The sequence below is a fragment of the Pseudomonas sp. IB20 genome (genome assembly GCF_009707325.1).
Lineage (GTDB): Bacteria > Pseudomonadota > Gammaproteobacteria > Pseudomonadales > Pseudomonadaceae > Aquipseudomonas.
In genome coordinates this window covers 1811315-1829514 of sequence record NZ_CP046103.1, presented here as the reverse complement: position 1 = coordinate 1829514, position 18200 = coordinate 1811315, and the positions used below count along the sequence as shown (strand labels likewise).

Annotated in this window: 16 protein-coding genes and 1 pseudogene; 6 read left to right on the top strand and 11 right to left on the bottom strand. The window is 62.0% G+C overall.

From position 1 onward, the window contains the following. Window positions 1-191: 191 nt before the first annotated feature. Complete coding sequence (locus GJU48_RS08560) at window positions 192-953, bottom strand: SDR family oxidoreductase (protein ID WP_094952713.1); 762 nt, start codon at window positions 951-953, stop codon at window positions 192-194. Between the two features lie 228 nt (window positions 954-1181). Here GJU48_RS08560 and GJU48_RS08555 point away from each other — a divergent pair, with 228 nt between their 5' ends. Beyond that, on the top strand, window positions 1182-2189 hold the full coding sequence (locus GJU48_RS08555) for an NADP-dependent oxidoreductase (RefSeq protein WP_094952712.1): 1008 nt from the start codon (window positions 1182-1184) through the stop codon (window positions 2187-2189). 140 nt (window positions 2190-2329) lie between these two features. Here the strand turns inward: GJU48_RS08555 and pyrF are convergent, their stop codons facing one another. Continuing rightward, on the bottom strand, window positions 2330-3028 hold the full coding sequence (pyrF, locus tag GJU48_RS08550; RefSeq protein WP_094953668.1) for an orotidine-5'-phosphate decarboxylase: 699 nt from the start codon (window positions 3026-3028) through the stop codon (window positions 2330-2332). A 259-nt stretch (window positions 3029-3287) separates the two neighbouring features. Between pyrF and GJU48_RS08545 the strand changes: the two genes are divergently transcribed. Together GJU48_RS08545 and GJU48_RS08540 are read left to right on the top strand one after the other, a co-directional pair. Then, window positions 3288-4052, top strand: a complete 765-nt coding sequence (locus GJU48_RS08545; RefSeq protein ID WP_094953676.1) for a response regulator — start codon at window positions 3288-3290, stop codon at window positions 4050-4052. Continuing rightward, window positions 4052-5083: pseudogene (locus tag GJU48_RS08540) on the top strand (sensor histidine kinase); the annotation flags it as partial. The gene GJU48_RS08545 and the pseudogene GJU48_RS08540, both read left to right, overlap by 1 nt. A gap of 19 nt (window positions 5084-5102) precedes the next feature. On the opposite strand, the gene GJU48_RS08535 reads toward GJU48_RS08540, so the two are convergent. The 9 genes from GJU48_RS08535 to GJU48_RS08495 all read right to left on the bottom strand — a co-directional run bounded on the left by GJU48_RS08535 (window position 5103) and on the right by GJU48_RS08495 (window position 12942). Beyond that, window positions 5103-6164, bottom strand: coding sequence for an AI-2E family transporter (locus GJU48_RS08535; RefSeq protein WP_094953670.1), 1062 nt, complete (start codon window positions 6162-6164; stop codon window positions 5103-5105). A gap of 72 nt (window positions 6165-6236) precedes the next feature. Then, on the bottom strand, window positions 6237-7055 hold the full coding sequence (locus GJU48_RS08530) for a DUF4892 domain-containing protein (RefSeq protein ID WP_094953671.1): 819 nt from the start codon (window positions 7053-7055) through the stop codon (window positions 6237-6239). A gap of 102 nt (window positions 7056-7157) precedes the next feature. After that, a complete protein-coding gene (locus GJU48_RS08525; protein WP_094953672.1) occupies window positions 7158-8012 on the bottom strand; it encodes an alpha/beta hydrolase in 855 nt (284 codons plus the stop codon). Then, entirely contained in the window at window positions 8009-8812 is an 804-nt protein-coding gene (locus GJU48_RS08520) for an alpha/beta fold hydrolase (protein ID WP_094953673.1), read from the bottom strand. The genes GJU48_RS08525 and GJU48_RS08520 overlap by 4 nt, the downstream gene beginning before the upstream one ends. Window positions 8813-8909: 97 nt before the next feature. Next, window positions 8910-9353 carry a hotdog fold thioesterase gene (locus GJU48_RS08515; protein ID WP_094953674.1) on the bottom strand — a complete coding sequence of 148 codons (444 nt, stop codon included), beginning with the start codon at window positions 9351-9353 and terminating at the stop codon, window positions 8910-8912. A 30-nt stretch (window positions 9354-9383) separates the two neighbouring features. Further along, a complete protein-coding gene (locus GJU48_RS08510) occupies window positions 9384-11033 on the bottom strand; it encodes an AMP-binding protein (protein WP_094953675.1) in 1650 nt (549 codons plus the stop codon). Window positions 11034-11112: 79 nt separating this feature from the next. Beyond that, complete coding sequence (gene sixA, locus GJU48_RS08505; protein WP_094950695.1) at window positions 11113-11562, bottom strand: phosphohistidine phosphatase SixA; 450 nt, start codon at window positions 11560-11562, stop codon at window positions 11113-11115. Beyond that, the gene (locus GJU48_RS08500) at window positions 11559-11906 is read right to left on the bottom strand and encodes a DUF4389 domain-containing protein (RefSeq protein WP_094950696.1); all 348 of its coding nucleotides are present in this window, start codon (window positions 11904-11906) and stop codon (window positions 11559-11561) included. Before GJU48_RS08500 ends, sixA begins: the two co-directional genes overlap by 4 nt. Before the next feature lie 10 nt (window positions 11907-11916). Beyond that, on the bottom strand, window positions 11917-12942 hold the full coding sequence (locus GJU48_RS08495; RefSeq protein ID WP_094950697.1) for an NAD(P)H-dependent glycerol-3-phosphate dehydrogenase: 1026 nt from the start codon (window positions 12940-12942) through the stop codon (window positions 11917-11919). Between the two features lie 195 nt (window positions 12943-13137). On the opposite strand from GJU48_RS08495, the gene GJU48_RS08490 reads away from it, so the two are divergent. From GJU48_RS08490 to GJU48_RS08480, 3 genes are read left to right on the top strand one after another with little or no spacing between them, the layout of a single operon-like run. Continuing rightward, window positions 13138-15258 carry a TonB-dependent receptor plug domain-containing protein gene (locus GJU48_RS08490; RefSeq protein ID WP_317988385.1) on the top strand — a complete coding sequence of 707 codons (2121 nt, stop codon included), beginning with the start codon at window positions 13138-13140 and terminating at the stop codon, window positions 15256-15258. Between the two features lies 1 nt (window position 15259). Further along, the gene (locus GJU48_RS08485; protein WP_094950699.1) at window positions 15260-16189 is read left to right on the top strand and encodes an ABC transporter substrate-binding protein; all 930 of its coding nucleotides are present in this window, start codon (window positions 15260-15262) and stop codon (window positions 16187-16189) included. Beyond that, the gene (locus GJU48_RS08480) at window positions 16186-18087 is read left to right on the top strand and encodes an ATP-binding protein (protein ID WP_094950700.1); all 1902 of its coding nucleotides are present in this window, start codon (window positions 16186-16188) and stop codon (window positions 18085-18087) included. The genes GJU48_RS08485 and GJU48_RS08480 overlap by 4 nt, the downstream gene beginning before the upstream one ends. Window positions 18088-18200: the final 113 nt, after the last annotated feature.

The following is an 18200-nucleotide window of genomic DNA, read 5'->3' as shown; positions in this document are numbered from 1 at the left end:
CAACTGTCTGTTATTCAACCCCAAACAGTTAAGCACAGAAGCCTGACCCCGCCGGTCGCAAACTTTTATTAAAGTATTGATTTTATTGAGTTATTTACCTGCTGATACACATTCTGACGAGGCCTTGTGCCAGCCATGGAAACGCCCCACAGCGCTCCCTACCCTTTTCGAATAAGGAGTGGCGTGGTGTCTTAGATCGCGGTTGCGCCCCCGTCCACTGCCAGCGCCTGGCCTGTGGTGAACGCGGCACCGTCGCTGCACAGGTACAGCACGGCGCTGGCGATTTCCTCGACCTTGCCAATGCGCCCGACCGGGTGCATGGCCGCGGCAAACTCGGCCTTGCGCGGGTCGGCTTCATAGGCACGGCGGAACATATCCGTGTCGATCACCGCCGGGCACACCGCATTCACACGGATTTTCTTCTTCGCGTACTCAATGGCCGCCGATTTGGTCAGGCCGATCACGGCGTGTTTGGACGCAGCATAAATGCTCATCTTCGGCGCCGCCCCCAACCCCGCCACCGAGGCGGTGTTGACGATCGCCCCGCCGCCCTGGGCCAGCAGCAGCGGCAACTGATACTTCATGCACAGCCACACACCTTTGACGTTAACCCCCATGATGGCGTCGAACTCATCCAGGCTGCCGTCGGCCAGCTTGCCCTTTTCGATCTCGATCCCAGCGTTGTTGAAGGCATAGTCCAGGCGACCATAGGCGGCAACCGTCTGTGCCATCAACTGCTGCACGTCCGCTTCCTGCGTGACATTGCAGCGTACAAACAGCGCCTCGCCCCCGGCCTGCAAGATCTGCGCAACCGTGCCCTCGCCGCCTGCCACGTCCAGGTCGGCAACCACTACTTTCAAGCCTTCTGCGGCGAACGCCAGCGCGGTGGCGCGGCCAATACCGGCGGCGGCGCCGGTTACCAGGGCGACCTGGCCGGAAAACGTCATGCTCATGGGGGATGTCCTATGCAAGAAATAGCCGTGGCGCGAGTCTAGCCAACGCCAGCACCGGTGCGTCAGCACTATCAGAAGGCCAGTGAGCGCTGCATGAATGGCAGTGATAAGGCGCCCCGCGCCACTATCAGCCAGGCCTATCGGCGGGCATTCGCGCCCCTCGCATAACCTTGCCCTCAGGCCATTGCAGGTCTATCACTTAAGGTCCATTTCCAACGAGTCCTTGCCATGACTGCCCAGACCAACCGCCAGTTCCTGCTTGCCAAACGCCCGGTCGGCGCGGCCACGCGGGAGACCTTCACCTACCAGGAAGTGCCGGTGGGCACGCCTGGAGAAGGGCAAGTGCTGGTACATAATGAATACCTGTCCCTGGACCCGGCGATGCGCGGTTGGATGAACGAGGGCAAATCCTATATTCCGCCCGTCGGCATTGGTGAAGTGATGCGTGCGCTGGGCGTGGGCAAGGTGATTGCCTCCAACAACCCAACATTTGCGGTAGGCGACTATGTGAACGGTGCGCTGGGGGTGCAGGATTATTTCCTCGGCGAGCCACGTGGCTTCTATAAGGTCGACCCGGCACTCGCACCGCTGCCGCGCTACCTGTCTGCCCTCGGCATGACCGGCATGACGGCTTACTTCGCCCTGCTCGACACCGGCGCGCCCAAGGCCGGCGAAACCGTAGTGATCTCTGGCGCCGCCGGCGCGGTGGGCAGCATTGCCGGGCAAATTGCCAAGATCAAAGGTTGCCGCGTGGTGGGCATTGCCGGCGGCGCCGACAAGTGCAAGTTCCTGGTGGATGAATTGGGCTTTGACGCGGCCATCGACTACAAAAGCGAAGACGTGCCTGCCGCCCTCAAGCGCGAATGCCCCAAAGGCGTGGACGTGTATTTCGATAACGTCGGCGGCGACATTCTCGACGCCGTGCTCAGCCGTCTCGCGTTGAAGGCGCGGGTAGTGATCTGCGGTGCGATCAGCCAGTACAACAATAAAGAAGCGGTTAAAGGCCCAGCCAATTACTTGTCATTGCTGGTCAATCGCGCGCGGATGGAGGGGTTTGTGGTGATGGACCACGCGGCGAACTTTGCCGCAGCCGGGCAGGAAATGGCCGGCTGGATGGCGCAGGGCAAGCTCAAGAGCAAGGAAGATATCGTCGAGGGTCTGGAGACGTTCCCGGAAACGTTGATGAAGCTGTTCAACGGCGAGAACTTTGGGAAGTTGGTGTTGAAGGTCAGCTGACACACCACAAGACCTAATGTGGGTACGGTCAATGTGGGAGCTGGCTTGCCTGCGATGGCATCGGCTGGTTATGCCTGACAAGTGCCATCACAGGCAAGCCAGCTCCCACACTTGACCGTGCCCACTTTCAATCACACTAATCAGGCGATCTCAGCAACCACTGCCGCCAACGCCTTCGCCGGATCCGCCGCCTGGCTGATCGGGCGACCGATAACCAAGTAATCCGAACCCGCGTCCAACGCCTGACGCGGCGTCAGAATGCGACGCTGATCGTCCTGCGCACTGCCCGCCGGGCGAATCCCCGGGGTCACCAGCTGCAACGACGGGTGCACGGCCTTCAGGGCCTGGGCTTCCAGCGCCGAACACACCAGACCATCAAGGCCAGCCTTCTGCGCCAAGGCCGCCAAGCGCAATACCTGCTCCTGAGGCTCGATATCCAAGCCGATGCCGGCCAAGTCTTCACGCTCCATGCTGGTCAGCACGGTCACACCAATCAGCAGCGGCTTCGGCCCGCTACGCTGTTCCAGCACTTCACGGCAGGCGCTCATCATGCGCAGGCCGCCGGAGCAGTGCACATTGACCATCCACACGCCCATTTCCGCAGCGGCTTTAACCGCCATCGCAGTGGTATTGGGGATGTCGTGGAATTTCAGGTCGAGGAATACTTCGAAACCTTTGTCACGCAGGGTGCCGACGATTTCGGCGGCGCAGCTGGTGAACAGTTCCTTGCCAACCTTGACCCGGCAAAGCGTGGGATCCAACTGGTCAGCTAGCTTCAGTGCGGCGTCACGAGTGGGGTAATCCAGGGCGACGATGATAGGAGTCTGGCAGACGGACATTGGAATAGGCTCTCAGGCAAGTCGAAATCGGCGCGGATTGTAGCGCAAGCGGCGCCGTTGCGGGATCCGATGATCGGTAAATACTGACCAACCGCGCTACGGCGACCATTTTAACCAAATGTGTCAAGGCTGATACATTCACGACATGCCCCCAACACGACCCGCCGCTAGCCTCGCGCACATGACCGCCCGCCCAGCACTTCCAGCCATGGAGCTGGGCGCCTATGCTGACAGCAACAACCAGGCAGATGATCGCACTATGCATACCCCTACCGTCTCTGTAAATGAAGAGCAAAACGGCGCGGTGATCGCCGAAGACAAGCGCTGGAGCACCCGTGCGCTGATCGTCGATGACGATGTACCGATTCGTGAATTGCTGATCGATTACCTGGCCCGCTTCAATATTCTCGCCATCGGCGTCACCGACGGCACCGCCATGCGCCAAGCCATGCAAGCCGAAACCTTTGATGTGGTGGTGCTCGACCTGATGTTGCCGGGCGAAGACGGCCTGTCACTGTGCCGCTGGCTGCGCGGCGAATCGGACATCCCGATCCTGATGCTCACCGCGCGCTGCGAACCCACCGACCGCATCATCGGCCTGGAACTGGGCGCCGATGACTACATGTCCAAACCCTTCGAACCGCGCGAGCTGGTGGCCCGCATCCAGACCATCCTGCGCCGGGTGCGCGATGACCGCACCGAGCAACGCGCCAATATTCGCTTCGACAATTGGCGCCTCAACAGCGTACTGCGCCAACTGGTGGCCGACGACGGCCTGGTAGTGCCGCTGTCCAACGCCGAGTTTCGTTTATTGTGGGTGTTTATCGAACGACCACGCCGCGTGCTGAGCCGCGAACAGCTGCTGGACGCTGCACGTGGCCGCTCTATCGAGGCGTTTGATCGCAGCATCGACTTGCTGGTGTCGCGCCTGCGCCAAAAGCTGGGGGATGACCCCAAAGCTCCGCAACTGATCAAAACTGTGCGGGGCGAAGGCTACCTGTTCGACGCGCGGGATATCGGCTGATGCGTGCCACCTTCAATACGCTGTTTGGCAGGCTGTTCGGCGTATTGCTGGTGGCCATTGTGCTGGCCCACGTGCTGGCATTCTTCTGGTTTCACCACTACGGCCCGCCACCGCCGCCGCCCCAGGAAACCTTCGTCGAGCAGCCGGACGGCACGATGAAGCCGCTGCCCAAGCATCATCGCCCCTGGTTCGGCGGCCCCGTGGTGCCGCTGACCTTTCAGTTTATCTCGCTGATTATCGCGGCCTGGTACGGTGCCAAACTGCTGAGCCGGCCGATCCAGCGCCTGAGCGCGGCGGCCGAACGCTTGAGCCTCGACCTCGACAGCCCGCCGCTCAGCGAGTCCGGGCCTCGCGAGGCGCGGCAGGCGGCGTCGACGTTCAACCTGATGCAAAAACGCATTCGCGAGCAAGTCAGCCAACGCGCACGCATGCTCGGCGCGGTCTCCCATGACCTGCGCACGCCGCTGTCACGCCTCAAGCTGCGCCTGGAGCAGATCGAAGACACCAAGCTGCAAGGCCAGATGCGCCAGGACTTGGATGACATGATCGGCATGCTCGATTCCACCCTGAGCTACCTGCACGAACAACGCACCAGCGAAACCCGGCACTGGCTAGACGTGCAGGCGCTGGTCGAATCCCTCAGCGAAAACGCCCAGGACCAAGGCTGCGATGTGCAGTTCGCCGGCAATTGCGCGCCCTTGCAGGTGCAGCCGATGGCGTTGCGCTCATGCCTCAACAACCTGATCGACAACGCCTTGCGCTACGCCGGTACCGCGCGAATAGAACTGGCGGACAGCCGCGAGGCCCTGGTCATCCGAGTGATCGACCACGGCCCGGGGATTGCCACGGATAAGCGTGAGGCGGTGTTCGAGCCATTCTTTCGCCTGGAAGGTTCACGCAACCGCAACTCGGGCGGCGTCGGCCTGGGCATGACGATTTCCAAGGAAGCGGTGGAACGCCTCGGCGGCCGCCTGAACCTGGAAGAAACCCCAGGCGGCGGCTTGACCGCCGTGATGTGGTTGCCGAGGGCTTGGTTTGGTTGCCGAGGGCTTAGAGGGGTTTGTCTTCGCGACGGGCCTGAGCCTGGGTTTCACTCCAATCCGTCAGCAGGCTGTAGGCCACCGCGAGTAAGGTCGGGCCGATAAACAGGCCGATAAACCCAAAGGCGATCAACCCGCCAAACACGCCCAACAGTACAATCACCAGCGGCAAGTTGCCGCCGCGGCTGATCAGGTAAGGCTTGAGCACGTTGTCCACGCCGCTAATGATGAACGTGCCCCACACGCCGAGGAATACCGCGTGGCTGTAGTCGCCCTTCCATGCCAGCCAGGCCGTGGCCGGGATCCACACCAGCGGCGGGCCCATGGGGATCAGGCTGAGCAGGAAGGTGACGATGCCCAGCACCAGCGCGCCCGGCACTCCGGCGATCAGGAAACCGATCAGCGCCAGCAGCGCCTGGGCCGCAGCCGTACCGATCACGCCGTTAACCACGCGTTGCACGGTGCCGGCCACCAATTCGATGTAGTAGCCAGCACGGTCGCCAATCAGGCGTTCCAGCAAGCGATGCACAAAGGTCGCCAGGCGCGGCCCGTCCCGGTAGAAGAAAAACACGAACACCAGGCTCAGGGTCAGTTCGAGAATGCCGCCGCCGATCTGCGCACTGCGCGCCAGCAGCCAATTACCGACCTGCCCCAGGTACGGTTTAATGCTGACCATCAGCGCCGCGCCCTGTTGGTCGATGCTGTCCCAAGTAGCCACCAGGCGCTCACCGACAAACGGGATCGACCCCAGCCAGGTCGGCGCGGCAGGCAAGCCGTCGACCTGGATATCCTTGATCAGGCCCACGGCGTCGCGCACATGGTCGGCCAAGTTGAAGCCCAGCCACACCAGCGGCACCGCCACCAGCAACATCCAGCCTAACGTCAAAATGCCCGCCGCCAGGGATTCCCGGCCGCCCAGCCAGCGGGTCAGTAAACGCATCAGCGGCCAACTGGCAAACGCCAGCACCGCGCCCCAGAACAGCGCCGACCAGAACGGCGCCATGACCCAGAAGCTGGCACCAAACAGCACCAGCAGCAGGATTTGCACCAGTAGGCGATCGTTATTGAGCATCGGGTATCTCGAGAAGAAGGCTGTAGGAAGAGAGCTTAGGCGAACGGCGCGGGTCCGTTCGCCCTGTAACGGTCAGCGTATCAGATGCAGGTGCAAACCCTTAGCGTCACCGGTGCCGGTTTCCAGGCGCGCGGCGCGCACACCGCTGTCGATCAGGCCCTGGCGCCAGGCTTCGGCGCTCGCCCCGGTCAAACTGATGCGCAAGGTAGCGTCGAGGTTCAGGCCACGGGAAATAAGGGTCAGCCAGGTGGCGTCAGGTTCGGCGCCGAGTGCCGGGAAGTCCAGTTCACCCGTGCTTTTCAACTCACGCAGCAGGGTGGCCGAGGTGGGCAGCACGTCTCCCAGCGGCGCACTGGCGTCGAGTTGTTCAACATGCAGATAGGCGCGACGGTTGCCGCGCGTGATGCCGTACAGCGCTACCAGAGAGTTATCCTGGGGGGCCGCGAGGCGTAACAGCAGGTATTCCTGCTGACCATCGGCGCCGACCAGCTTGGCGTTGCCGAACACTTCATTGGCCCACAGGCTGCTTTCACCGCAATCACGGGCCTGGCACCAGAACAATAACTGCGCGCCTTTGGCCTGCAACGCTTCGCGGGTCGCGGTAAACGCGGCGCTAGAGGTGTGCTCGGCGGGCAGTTCATAGGTAATGGCGGTGGCTTGGCCGCGCGCCGTGGCCTGGCCTTCGTAGCGCAGTTGGCCGCTGATTTTGCGGATCGCGCCCATCGGGTAGATGCGTTCCTTTTCTTCGGCAGGGCGGTAATCGACGATTTGCGCATCGACCTGGCGGGACACGGCCGGTAAATCCAGGCTTCCCGGCACGTCGGCGGCGAACACCAAAGGGCTGAAACAGCACAGCCCGAGGGCACGGATACATCCTTTACGCAGGCTCATCGCAGGGTTGAGCCATGGCCATTAGAGGTCGCAGCAGTGTTCATATCGTACATGGTTGACTCCCTTTCAATCCGCCCAGCCTCGGCAGTTGCCCACGCCAAGTCAAGGCGCGTGGAAGAACCGATTGAAACAGTCTGCAACAAGGATCGCGCCGGGCTCATCATTAAGGTGTAAATGATGGCCGCCCGGCAGTGTGTCCACCGTAAAAGGTAGCTGGGAAAGCAATTCGGAATGTTTCACCAGCATGCCGTCAGCCGCGACCACCAATTGTGTAGGGCAACCCACACGCCGCACGAAAGCCATCGCCTGTTCATCGGTCAGGCGCATCGGCGATGCCAAGGTCAGGCGACTGTCCGTACGCCAAGTGTAGCCACCCGGCACCGGCATCAAGCCGCGCTGGGCCAGCAGTTCAGCGGCTTCGCGGCTGACCGCCACCACGCCTTTCATGCGCGCTTCAACCGCCCGATCCAGCGTGTGGTAGACCGGTTTGCGCTTGTCCTGCAGGCTCAACTGCGCCTGCAACGCCATGCCCAGCCGCTCGGCGGCGTTCTCGCCTGGGGCGGTCGGCGGGATCACACCGTCGATCAATCCCAGGTGCGTGACCCGTTCCGGTAAGGCACCGGCCAGTACCATGGAAACGATGGCGCCGAGGGAATGGCCAAGTAATGCAAAACGTTTCCAACCCAGTTGTTCGGCAACTTGCAGCACATCAAAGACGTAATCCCAGAGGGAATAACCGGCGCCTAAAGGGCGATGCGCCGAATGCCCATGGCCGGCCATGTCCAGCGCAACGATGCGCAAACCGCGCAGTTTCGGCGCCAACCGCGCAAAGCTGTTGGCGTTGTCCAGCCAGCCATGCAGGGCGATCACCGGCAGACCGTCTTCGGGGCCAAACAGATGCGCCGCCAACTCGATATGCGGCAGGCTCAGGCGAACCTCTTCGACCGGTGTGCTCATGCGCAACGGCGCTCGCGCGCTTCCCAACGCGAGAACAGGTTCTTGATCAACGTCGCGGTGTCCTGAGGGCGCTCAAGCGGGAACATATGGCCGCCAGGCATAGTGAGCATCTCGCCCATGGGCAGGCGGTCGACGCCGCTGGCATGGTGACGCATCACCACCCGACTTTGACGGCCACGGACGACAGCCAGCGGCACCTTCAACTGGCGAACCTGGCCCGGGCTAGTGTGGGGCACGCCCCGGTAGATGCTGATTTCGGTGGCCGGATCAAAGCGCAGGCGCAGGCGATCACCCACCTGCTGCAGGCCATGTTGCAGGTAAGCATCAAAGCATTCCGGGTCGAAGCCGCGAAACAACGTCTTGCCGGCGAAGTAACTGCGCGCGGCATCCAGGTCGGTGAACTCTTCACGGCGGCCCAAGGTGCGCCCGGCCGGGGTCAGGCGGTCGATAAAACCGAAGCGCTTGGCGGCACGGATAACCCAGCGATCGGCGCGGGTCAGCACCGGCGAATCGAGCATCACCACACCCCGGTACAACTGCGGGCAGCGCATGGCCGCGTGCAAATGCAATACGCCACCCAGGGAATGGCCCACGCCCCACACCGGTTCCGGCTGCAGTTCCAGATGGTGGATCAGCTCGTCCACCAGGTTCTGCCAGTTGTCGTCCACCGGAAACCTGGGGTCGTGACCGTGCTGCGGCAGGTGAGCCACTGCATATTCGGGGGCCAGGGCGGCAAACAACTTGCCGTAGGTGGCCGAAGGGAAGCCATTGGCGTGAGCGAAAAACACATGCTGCGACATACCGGACTCATCTACAAAAACAGAAGTTGATTGTCACCATGCCTGGCCGTTACAGCAATGACTGTAACCGCCAGGAATGATGACACTCACGCCACGCCTATCGCGCCGGCGGGTTCTCGCCCAAAGGCACCACGGCCATGGTCAGGCGCGATACGCAGCTGGCTTTGCCATCGTCGCTGGTCAAGCGAATGTCCCACACCTGGGTCGTGCGGCCGATATGGATCGCCCGCGCCACCGCCGTGACCCGCCCGCTGCGCACACCGCGCAGGTGGTTGGCGTTGACCTCCAGGCCCACGCAATAGAACTTGCTGGCATCAATACACAGGTAAGCGGCCATGGAGCCGACGCTCTCGGCCAGCACCACCGACGCGCCGCCGTGCAGCAGGCCGTAGGGTTGATGGGTGCGATGGTCGACCACCATGCTGGCGGTCAGGGATTGGTCGTCGAAGCTTTCGAAACGGATATCCAGCAGCTCACCAATGGTGTTTTTCTGGATCGCGTTGAGTTGCTCGATATTCGGTTGGGTGCGCCACAGGCTCATGCGATTGTCCTTGTTAGTTTTATTACGGCCCTAATCCTGCCACAGAATGGATTCGCTGCGCGCGCTCCAACGCTGGAATTGGGCACCGTAGGTCGACTCGATCACCGTGCGTTTGATCTTCAGGGTCGGCGTCAGAAAGCCGTTTTCCACCGCCCAACTGTCTTTTACCACCACCAGTTGGCGCAAGCGCTCATGCTTATCCAGCGCCTGGTTGACCTGTTCCAGCCAGCGTTCGAGGCTGCTGCGCAACGCGTGTCGGTCTTGAGGCCCGGCGGATAAAACGCACAAGCCGATCGGCGCACTCAGGCCATCGCCGACCACGCATACTTGCTCGATGCGTGCATGTTCGGCCAGGCGATTTTCAATCGGCGCCGGGGCCACGTATTTGCCCTTGCTGGTCTTGAAGATTTCCTTGAGCCGTCCGGTCAGGCGCAGGCGGCCGTCGGCATCCTGCTCGCCCTTGTCGCCGGTGCGCAGGAAACCATCGTCGGTGAGGGTTTCGGCGGTTTTCTGCGGGTCTTTGAAGTAACCGAGCATGGTCGCGCCGCTGCGCACTTGCACTTCACCCGATGCGTCGATGCGCACTTCAACCCCAGGGCACGGCAGGCCGATCCAGCCGAGCGTCTGCTGGCCGGGGCGACAGACGTGGGAATAGCCGCAGCTTTCGGTCATGCCGTACACCTCCAGCACGTCCAGCCCCAGGCGCTGATACCAGCGCAGCAAGGCCTCGGGCACAGGCGCCGCACCGGACAGCGCAATGCGCAGCGCATCCAGCCCCAAACCCGCGAGGATTTTATGGCCGACGCGTTTGCCGATAAACGGCAGGCCCAACAGGGTGTCGAGGCGCTTTTGCGGGATCTTGCTGTAGACGCCCATCTGGAACTTGGTCCAGATTCGCGGCACGCCGAACAGCGCCGTCGGTCTCGCCCTCTGCAAATCGGTTAGAAAGGTGTCGAGGCTCTCGGCAAAAAACACGGTTTGCCCAGTGTAGATCGACGCCAGCTCCACAAACATCCGCTCCGCCACATGGCACAGCGGCAGGTAAGACAGCAGGCGGTCGCCCTCCCCCAGGCCAAACAACTCAGTGCCACGGGTGGCAGCAAAGCCCAAGGCGCCGAAGGTTTGCATCACGCCTTTGGGCAAGCCGGTGGTGCCGGAGGTATAGACGATGGTGGCCAGGCTGGAGGCGGCAGGTTCGGGGCTGTCCTGGATCGGCGAGCAGGCTTGCAGATCGGCCCAGCGGTAATCGAAGTCACCGGCCGGGCACAGCGGCAGGCTGATGGTCGGCAACCCGTTCGGGATACCCGGCGCCATGTCCGGCCAGTCATCCAGCTTGCCGATCAGCGCCAGCGCCGCCTCGGAATGGGTCAGCACATGGGCGACGGAGTCGGCGGTGAGGTTGGGGTAGAGCGGCACCGACACATGCCCGGCCATCCAGATCGCCAGGTCTGCGATGATCCAGTGCGCGCAGTTTTTCGAGATCAGCGCAATGTGTGAGCCTGCCGGCAGCTCACGGGCACGCAGCCACTGCGCGGCGCAGCGGGCCTGGTGGCCGACCTCGCCCCAGGTGAGGGTCTGCACTTCGCCGCCGCCGGTGGGCTGCACCAGAAAGGGCTTGCGCGGGTGTCGCGCTTCACGTTCGAAGAAGACCTGCAACGGCAAACGAAAAGCGACAGGCATGGGACGCGCTCCTTTGTGATCCGATGATAGCCAACCAAGCACTTGCTTGGTTGACTATATAGCACACACGACTCCAACCCTACGGGTTCTTCACACTCACCAAGCTCATCAACCCCGCCAGCGGAAAATCCCCTTCAAGCTCCGCCAGGCTGGCGGTATACATCGGTTGCGGCTGCCGCAGATGGCCATGCTGCAAAAAGCTGATCAGGCTGCCAACCAAGGGCTGGTGGCTGACCAGCAGCACATTGTCATCAGTGTCGAGTTTTTCCAGCACCTGCACCGGGTTGCTGTCCGGCGTCAGCCACGCCACGGTGCGAATGTCCGGCTCAAAACCCAACACATCACGCACCAGGTGCGCAGTTTGCTGCGCACGCACATACGGGCTGGCGAAGATGGCACTGATCGGCAACCCGATCAACTGCGCGGCACTGCGCAACACTTCGCTGCGGCCATGCTCAGTGAGGTTGCGCTCGGCGTCGGTGCGCGCATGCCCTTCGGCTTCACCGTGACGCAAAACCCACAGCTTCACAGTTTTGGCTCTTCATCACGCACCGGGTGCGGCGCCGGCGGCACGCTGTGGGCAGCCTCACCTTCGGGTGCGCGCGGCGTCGGCCAATCGGCGAACGGCCAAGGTTTTTGCTCGGTGTGGAAGCTACCGAAACGGCCGATCTGCGCAAGAAACTGGCTGAGACTGTCACCAAAGTTCATCAGGCCCAGGTTCGGCGCGCCGTAGATCAGGCGATACACCAACTGCACCACCACCAGCGCGCCAAGCAGGAACTGCGCGACTTGCCACACCAGGGCAAACACCAGCATCCACAGGACACGCAGGAGAATGGACTCGTATTTAGGGGCCGCTTTCGGATCGTTCATGGCGCGTTCCTCAGTTGAAACCACTGGTGGAAATAAAGTCGACATCGGTTTTCGGTTCGGCGCGCATCAGCAACTCGATGACCTGATTCAAGGTGCGCCCTTCAAACAGAATCGCATGCAGCCCGGCGACCAGCGGCATGTACACACCGACTTCCTGGGCCTTGGCCTTCAACACTTTAAGGGTGTTGACGCCCTCGGCAACTTCGCCCAGGCGCGTCACCGCGTCTTCCAGGCTCAGGCCCTGGCCCAGGGCGAAACCCACCTGATAGTTGCGGCTTTTGGGCGACGAGCAGGTCACGATCAAGTCGCCAACGCCCGCTAGCCCCAGGAAAGTCATCGGGTTAGCGCCCTGGTTCACCGCAAAGCGGGTCATCTCCGCCAAGGCGCGGGTGATCAGCATGCTCTTGGTGTTTTCACCCATGCCCAAGGCCACGGCCATGCCGGCGATGATCGCGTAGACGTTTTTCAACGCCCCGCCCAGTTCGACGCCAAAGCGATCGCTGCTGGCGTAGACGCGGAAGGTGCGGCCATGCAGCACCGCCTGGACGCGCTCACACAATTCTTCATCTTCACTGGCGACCACGGTAGCCGTCAGCGCGTGCTCGGCGACTTCTCGCGCCAGGTTCGGCCCGGACAGCACGCCAATGCGCGCCTGGGGGGCGATCTCTTCGAGGATTTCGCTCATCAGCTTAAAGGTGTGCGCCTCGATGCCTTTGGTCAGGCTGACCAGCAGCTTGCCCGCCAGGCGTTCGGCATGGGGTGCCAGCACCGAACGCAAGGCGCTGGAAGGCAGCGCGACGAAGCACAGGTCACACTCATTGAGCGTAGCCAGCAAGTCTGTGACCGGTTCCACAGCCGCATGGATCTTGATGCCTTTAAGGTAACGGGGGTTTTCACGGTGAACGCGGATGGCCTCGGCCTGCTCGGGGTCGCGCATCCATTGGCGCACCGCGTGGCCGTTTTCGGCCAGCAGGTTTGCCACGGCGGTACCAAAACTTCCGCCTCCCAGGACCGCAATAGGGCGCTGCTCAGTCATATGCAATCCGTTAATCCATACCAGTGGCGATGCCAGCATTATACGGGGCGACCCGCTTGCGGCCAGCCCCCATGACAATTCACACGCTTGTCGGAAAATGCCAGGTTTGTGTGAAGTAATTGCAAGGGCGACGACTGGCAAATGGCCCCACCTCAGTTAACATGGGCGGCTATCCGCAATTATCAAGGCTGTACCGTGTATCTGGGCCCTCCTCCTCGCTCATCTGTGTTGTTGATGCTGCTTTGCAGCGCGTCTGCATTGGCCGATGACCTGTTCCTCGACAGTCAGCCGCTGCCCCAGGTACTGACGGCCACACGCCTCAAGCAATCGGCGGCCGCCGTGCCCGGCAGCATGACCGTGATCGACAGCGAGCTGATCAAGGCCAGCGGCGCGCGAGACATCGCCGAGTTGCTGCGGCTGGTGCCGGGAATGATGGTCGGCTATACCACCGGCAACCAGGCAGCGGTGAACTACCACGGCACCAGTGCCAGCGATGCGCGGCGCATGCAGGTGTTGATCGACGGGCGCTCGGTGTACCGCGCAGGCCTGGCCACAGTGGACTGGAGTGATATCCCAGTGGCCATGGAAGACATCGAACGTATCGAGGTGTTTCGCGGCCCCAACACCGTCAGCTATGGCGCCAATGCGTTGATGGCGGTGGTCAATATCCTCACACGCTCACCGTCCAACAGCCACGGCTCGCGGGTCAAAGTGGTGCGTGGCGAACGCGGCATCAACGATTTCTACGCCAGCCAGGGCATGGGCTGGGAAACCGGTGACTTGCGCCTGTCGATGTCCGGGCAACAGGACGATGGTTTTGACAGCGATAAGGTCGGTGCCGACCGTCGGGACGGCCGCCGCCTCAGCCGTTTCAGCTTGGCCGTGAGCCAGACCCTGAACGCGCAGCAGAGCATCGATGTGCAACTCGACGCCAAAGAAGGCAGCAATCAGCGCCCTTATACCTACACCCCGGTATTCGCCGGGATTACCGAAGGTGGCACCAATTCCGACGTGACGGCCAAGGACTATGCCGGCTCCGTGCGCTGGAACGTCGAGTTCAACCCCGAACACAGCCTGTATATCCAGGGCTCGGCCCAGCAATGGGACCGCCAACAGATCTGGAAAGCCTGTGACGCCAAGGTGTCGTTCAGCCCGGAACTGACCCAGCTGTGGCAGCTCAACCCCAACTATGCCGAGCAGTTGGCCCGGCATATGAACACCTACACGCCCGGCAATCCGCCGCCAGGCAGTAGCGCCGAGCGGGCGCTGGCCGAGCAAGTGCTGCAGCAATGGGGTGGCGACGGCAAAAACCCTGTCTGCGGCAATATCGACCAAAGCACTCGCGAGAGTCGCTACGACCTCGAGATCCAGGACACTCTCAGCCTGTCCGACAGCCTGCGCCTGGTCAGCGGCATGAATTACCGTTATGACCGCGCCGACTCCGACACCTACTTCAACGGCACCCTCGACGACACCACCTGGCGCCTGTTCGGCCACCTGGAATGGCGCGCCAGCGAACACTGGCTGCTGCAAGGCGGCGCGATGTACGAAGACACCCACTTGAGCGGCAACTCGCTGACGCCGCGGGTGGCGGTCAATTACCTGATCAACCCGCGCCACGGCCTGCGCGCGGTGTATTCCGAGGCGATTCGCTCGCCGGACATGTTCGAGAACAACGTCAACTGGAGCTATCGCGTCACCAATCTCAGCTCGCCGACCTACGGACAAAACTCCGGGCAATATTTTGTGGTAACACGCGGGCCCGGGAACCTCGATAAAGAGTTGATGCGTTCGCGCGAGCTGGGCTACAACGGCTTCTTTGCCGACCTTGGGCTGAATGTCGACGTGAAACTGTTCTACGACGAAATCACCGACATGATCAGCTCGCCGCTGCGCAACAACCAATACATTGCCAGCAATGCCAACAGCTCGCGGTTTACCGGCGCCGAATCACAGTTCGACTGGCGTATGAGCAACGCCGACCGCCTGCGGCTGACCTATGCTTACGTCGACGCCACCGCCAGCAACCCCAAGGACAAAGCGCAAACTGCACGCAACAGCGGCTCGGCCGGCTGGTTGCGCGAATGGGGCCACGGCTGGTCGAGCGCGCTGTTCTACTATGGCGACGACGCACTCAACCACTATCGCTTCGAACGGGTCGACCTGCGGGTGGCCAAGCGCATTGCCCTGGGCAAAGCCAACGTGGAGCTGGCCGGTATGTTGCAACAACGCCTGGATAACCAGCCGACCACTTGGGCCGACAACAACTACGACAGTCGCCACGTCCTCTACTTCAGCGCGGAGTTAGAGTTCTGACATGGGCGATCAGTCACGGATGACCCTCCTTTATGTTGCACGGCTGTGGCGGCGCGGCGTGCTGTTGGCGTGCCTGCTGCTGACTGCGCCGGCCTGGAGCGCCGACATTCTGCTGACCGCCGCCGAAGACGGTGCCGGTATGCAAGCCTTTACCCAGGCCCTTGCCCAGCAGCGCCCCGAAGACCATGTGACCTTCACCCCGCTCAAAGACCTGCCGCCCCCCAGTGAGTTGCCTACCAACACCCGTCTGATCCTGCTCGACCTGCCGGGTCTCGATTGGCGCCTGCAGGATGCCCAGGGCCCGCCGACCTTGGTGCTGCGCATCAGCCGCCTGCAAGCCCGGCAGCGCCTGGGCAACGCTCACCCAGCAAAAATCAGCCTGTTGTGGAGCGATCCCCCTCTTGAGCGTCAACTGAAACTGATCGCCGATATCCTGCCCCAAGCCCAACGCATCGGCGTGCTCTACGGCGTCGACAGTGAGTTCCTGCTGCAGGAGTTGCGCCAGTACGCAGCGCCTATGGGGCTGGAGATTGTGCCGCAGCGCTGGGACAACATTAATGACAGCCGCCCGCTGCAAAACCTGCTCAAGAGCAGTGACGTGCTGCTCGGCCTCGATGACCCGCGGCTCTACAACCCGAAAACCGTGAAGAACCTGTTGCTCAGCAGTTACGCCCAACAACTGCCGCTGGTGGGGCCCAACGCCGGGTTCGTCAAGGCCGGCAGCCTGGCCAGCACTTACAGCGACCAGGCCGACTGGCTCAATGTACTCGGCCGACTGTTAGACCACCCGCCGGCCAGTTGGCCGCGCACGTTGTACCCGGAACACTTCAAAGTCGTGGGCAACCCGCAAGTCGCACGCTCACTGGGGATCGAACAGGTTGACGAAGTCGCCGTCGCCGCCCGATTGGCCGAAGGAGAAAAACGTCCATGACCTTGCGTCGTCGTTGGGACATCAACACCCGCACCCAGCTCATCACCCTGGGCCCGGCGCTGTTGCTGACCTTGCTGTTGATCAGCTTTTTCACCTTCGTGCGAATCCAGGACCTGCGCCAGGAACTGGACCACACCGGCCAACTGATCGCCAACCAATTGGCCCCCGCCACCGAGTACGGCGTGATTTCCGGCAACAACGACGTGCTCGAGAGCCTGCTGCGCGCAACATTGGCCACGCCCCATGTGCGCTTTCTGGAGATTCAGGACAGCACCGAGCAAGTCCTGGTGTACGTCGAACAGCCGTCGGAAAATCACGACCGCTCACTGTCGATGAAAGTCTACCAAGCCCCCATTCGCTTGCAGCATATCCAACTGGGTAACGACTTTTTCCAGGACAACCTCAACGAACCCAAGGCGCCGCACGCGGATTACCTGGGCCGGGTGATTGTCGGCATGTCCAATGACGCGTTCAGTCAGCGCCAACAGGAGATCCTGTTCAAGGCCGGCATCCTCGCCTTGTTCGCCCTGCTATTTACCTTCCTGCTCGCACGGCGCCTGGCCGCCAGCCTGTCGCAGCCGATCAGCGCCATGGGCCATGCGGTGAAGGCCATCCAGCAAGGTGATTACAAAACGCCATTGCCGATTGTCGACGACTCGGAACTGGGTGACCTGTCGCGGCATATCAATAACCTCGCCGAGGGCCTCAACCAGGCCAGCCGTGAGCAGCACCAGGCCATGGCCCAGTTGATCCAGACGCGCGAGGAAGCCGAACGGGCGAACAATGCCAAGTCGGACTTCCTGGCGATGATGAGCCACGAGTTGCGCACACCCATGAACGGCGTGCTGGGCATGTTGCAACTGCTGGAAACCACCGAGATGACCGAGGAGCAGACCGAGTACGCGGCGCTGGCCAGCGAGTCCACCGAGCATTTGCTCAAGGTGATCAACGACATCCTCGACTTCTCACGCATCGAACGCGCCGCACTGGAGCTGGAACATATCCCGTTCAACCTCGCGGACCTGATCAGCAGTTGCGCCCAGGCCTTCCAGCACAACGCCCAGCAACGCGGGCTGGCGCTGGAGCTGCCGATTCCGCAGGGCATGGACGCCCTGCGCGTACAGGGCGACCCCACGCGTATCCGGCAGATCCTGGTGAACCTGATCGGTAACGCGCTGAAGTTCACCGAACACGGCACGGTGACTGTCGAGCCTCACTGGCAAACCCTCGACCACGAGTTGGTGTGGTTCACCTGCACCGTGCGCGACAGCGGCATCGGGATTTCCGCCGAGCGCTTGGAACTGATGTTCGACGCGTTCCAGCAGGCCGACAGTTCCATTTCAAGACGTTACGGCGGCACCGGGCTGGGCTTGCCGATCGCACGCACCCTGGCCGAACGCATGGGCGGCACGCTGCGCGCCCAAAGTGAGGAAGGCCGAGGCTCGGTGTTTACCTTGGAAATTCCACTGGCCATCGATCAGCAAAGCCTGCCGACGATTGCCCCGCACGCCGAAGGCAAGAGCAGCGCCGGCGATGGCCGCCACGTGCTGCTGGTAGAAGACAACCCGGTCAACCGCACCGTGGTCGAAGCCATGCTACGCAGCCTGGGCTTTGAAGTGAGCCTGGCCACCGACGGCGCCGAGGCCATCCGAAGTGCCGAGAGCCTGATTTTTACCGCGATCCTGATGGATTGCCGCCTGCCGTTAATCGACGGCTACGAGGCCACAAGGCAAATTCGCCAACTGCCCGGCTGCGCCGATCTGCCTATTATTGCCTTGACCGCCAATGCGTTGCAGGGCGATCGCGAAGCCTGCATGGCAGCCGGAATGAACGATTACCTGGCCAAGCCGTTCAAACGCACGGATTTGCAGCAAATCCTGCAACGCTGGGTGCAATAGCGCTGGGCCATCAACCAACTGCGACTGGCGTGAAAGACGAAAGTGCGGCAGTCTTAGGCACCCGAACGGGCCCATAAACAGGCCCGGTTTAAAATTTCAGTGAACAAGTGTAC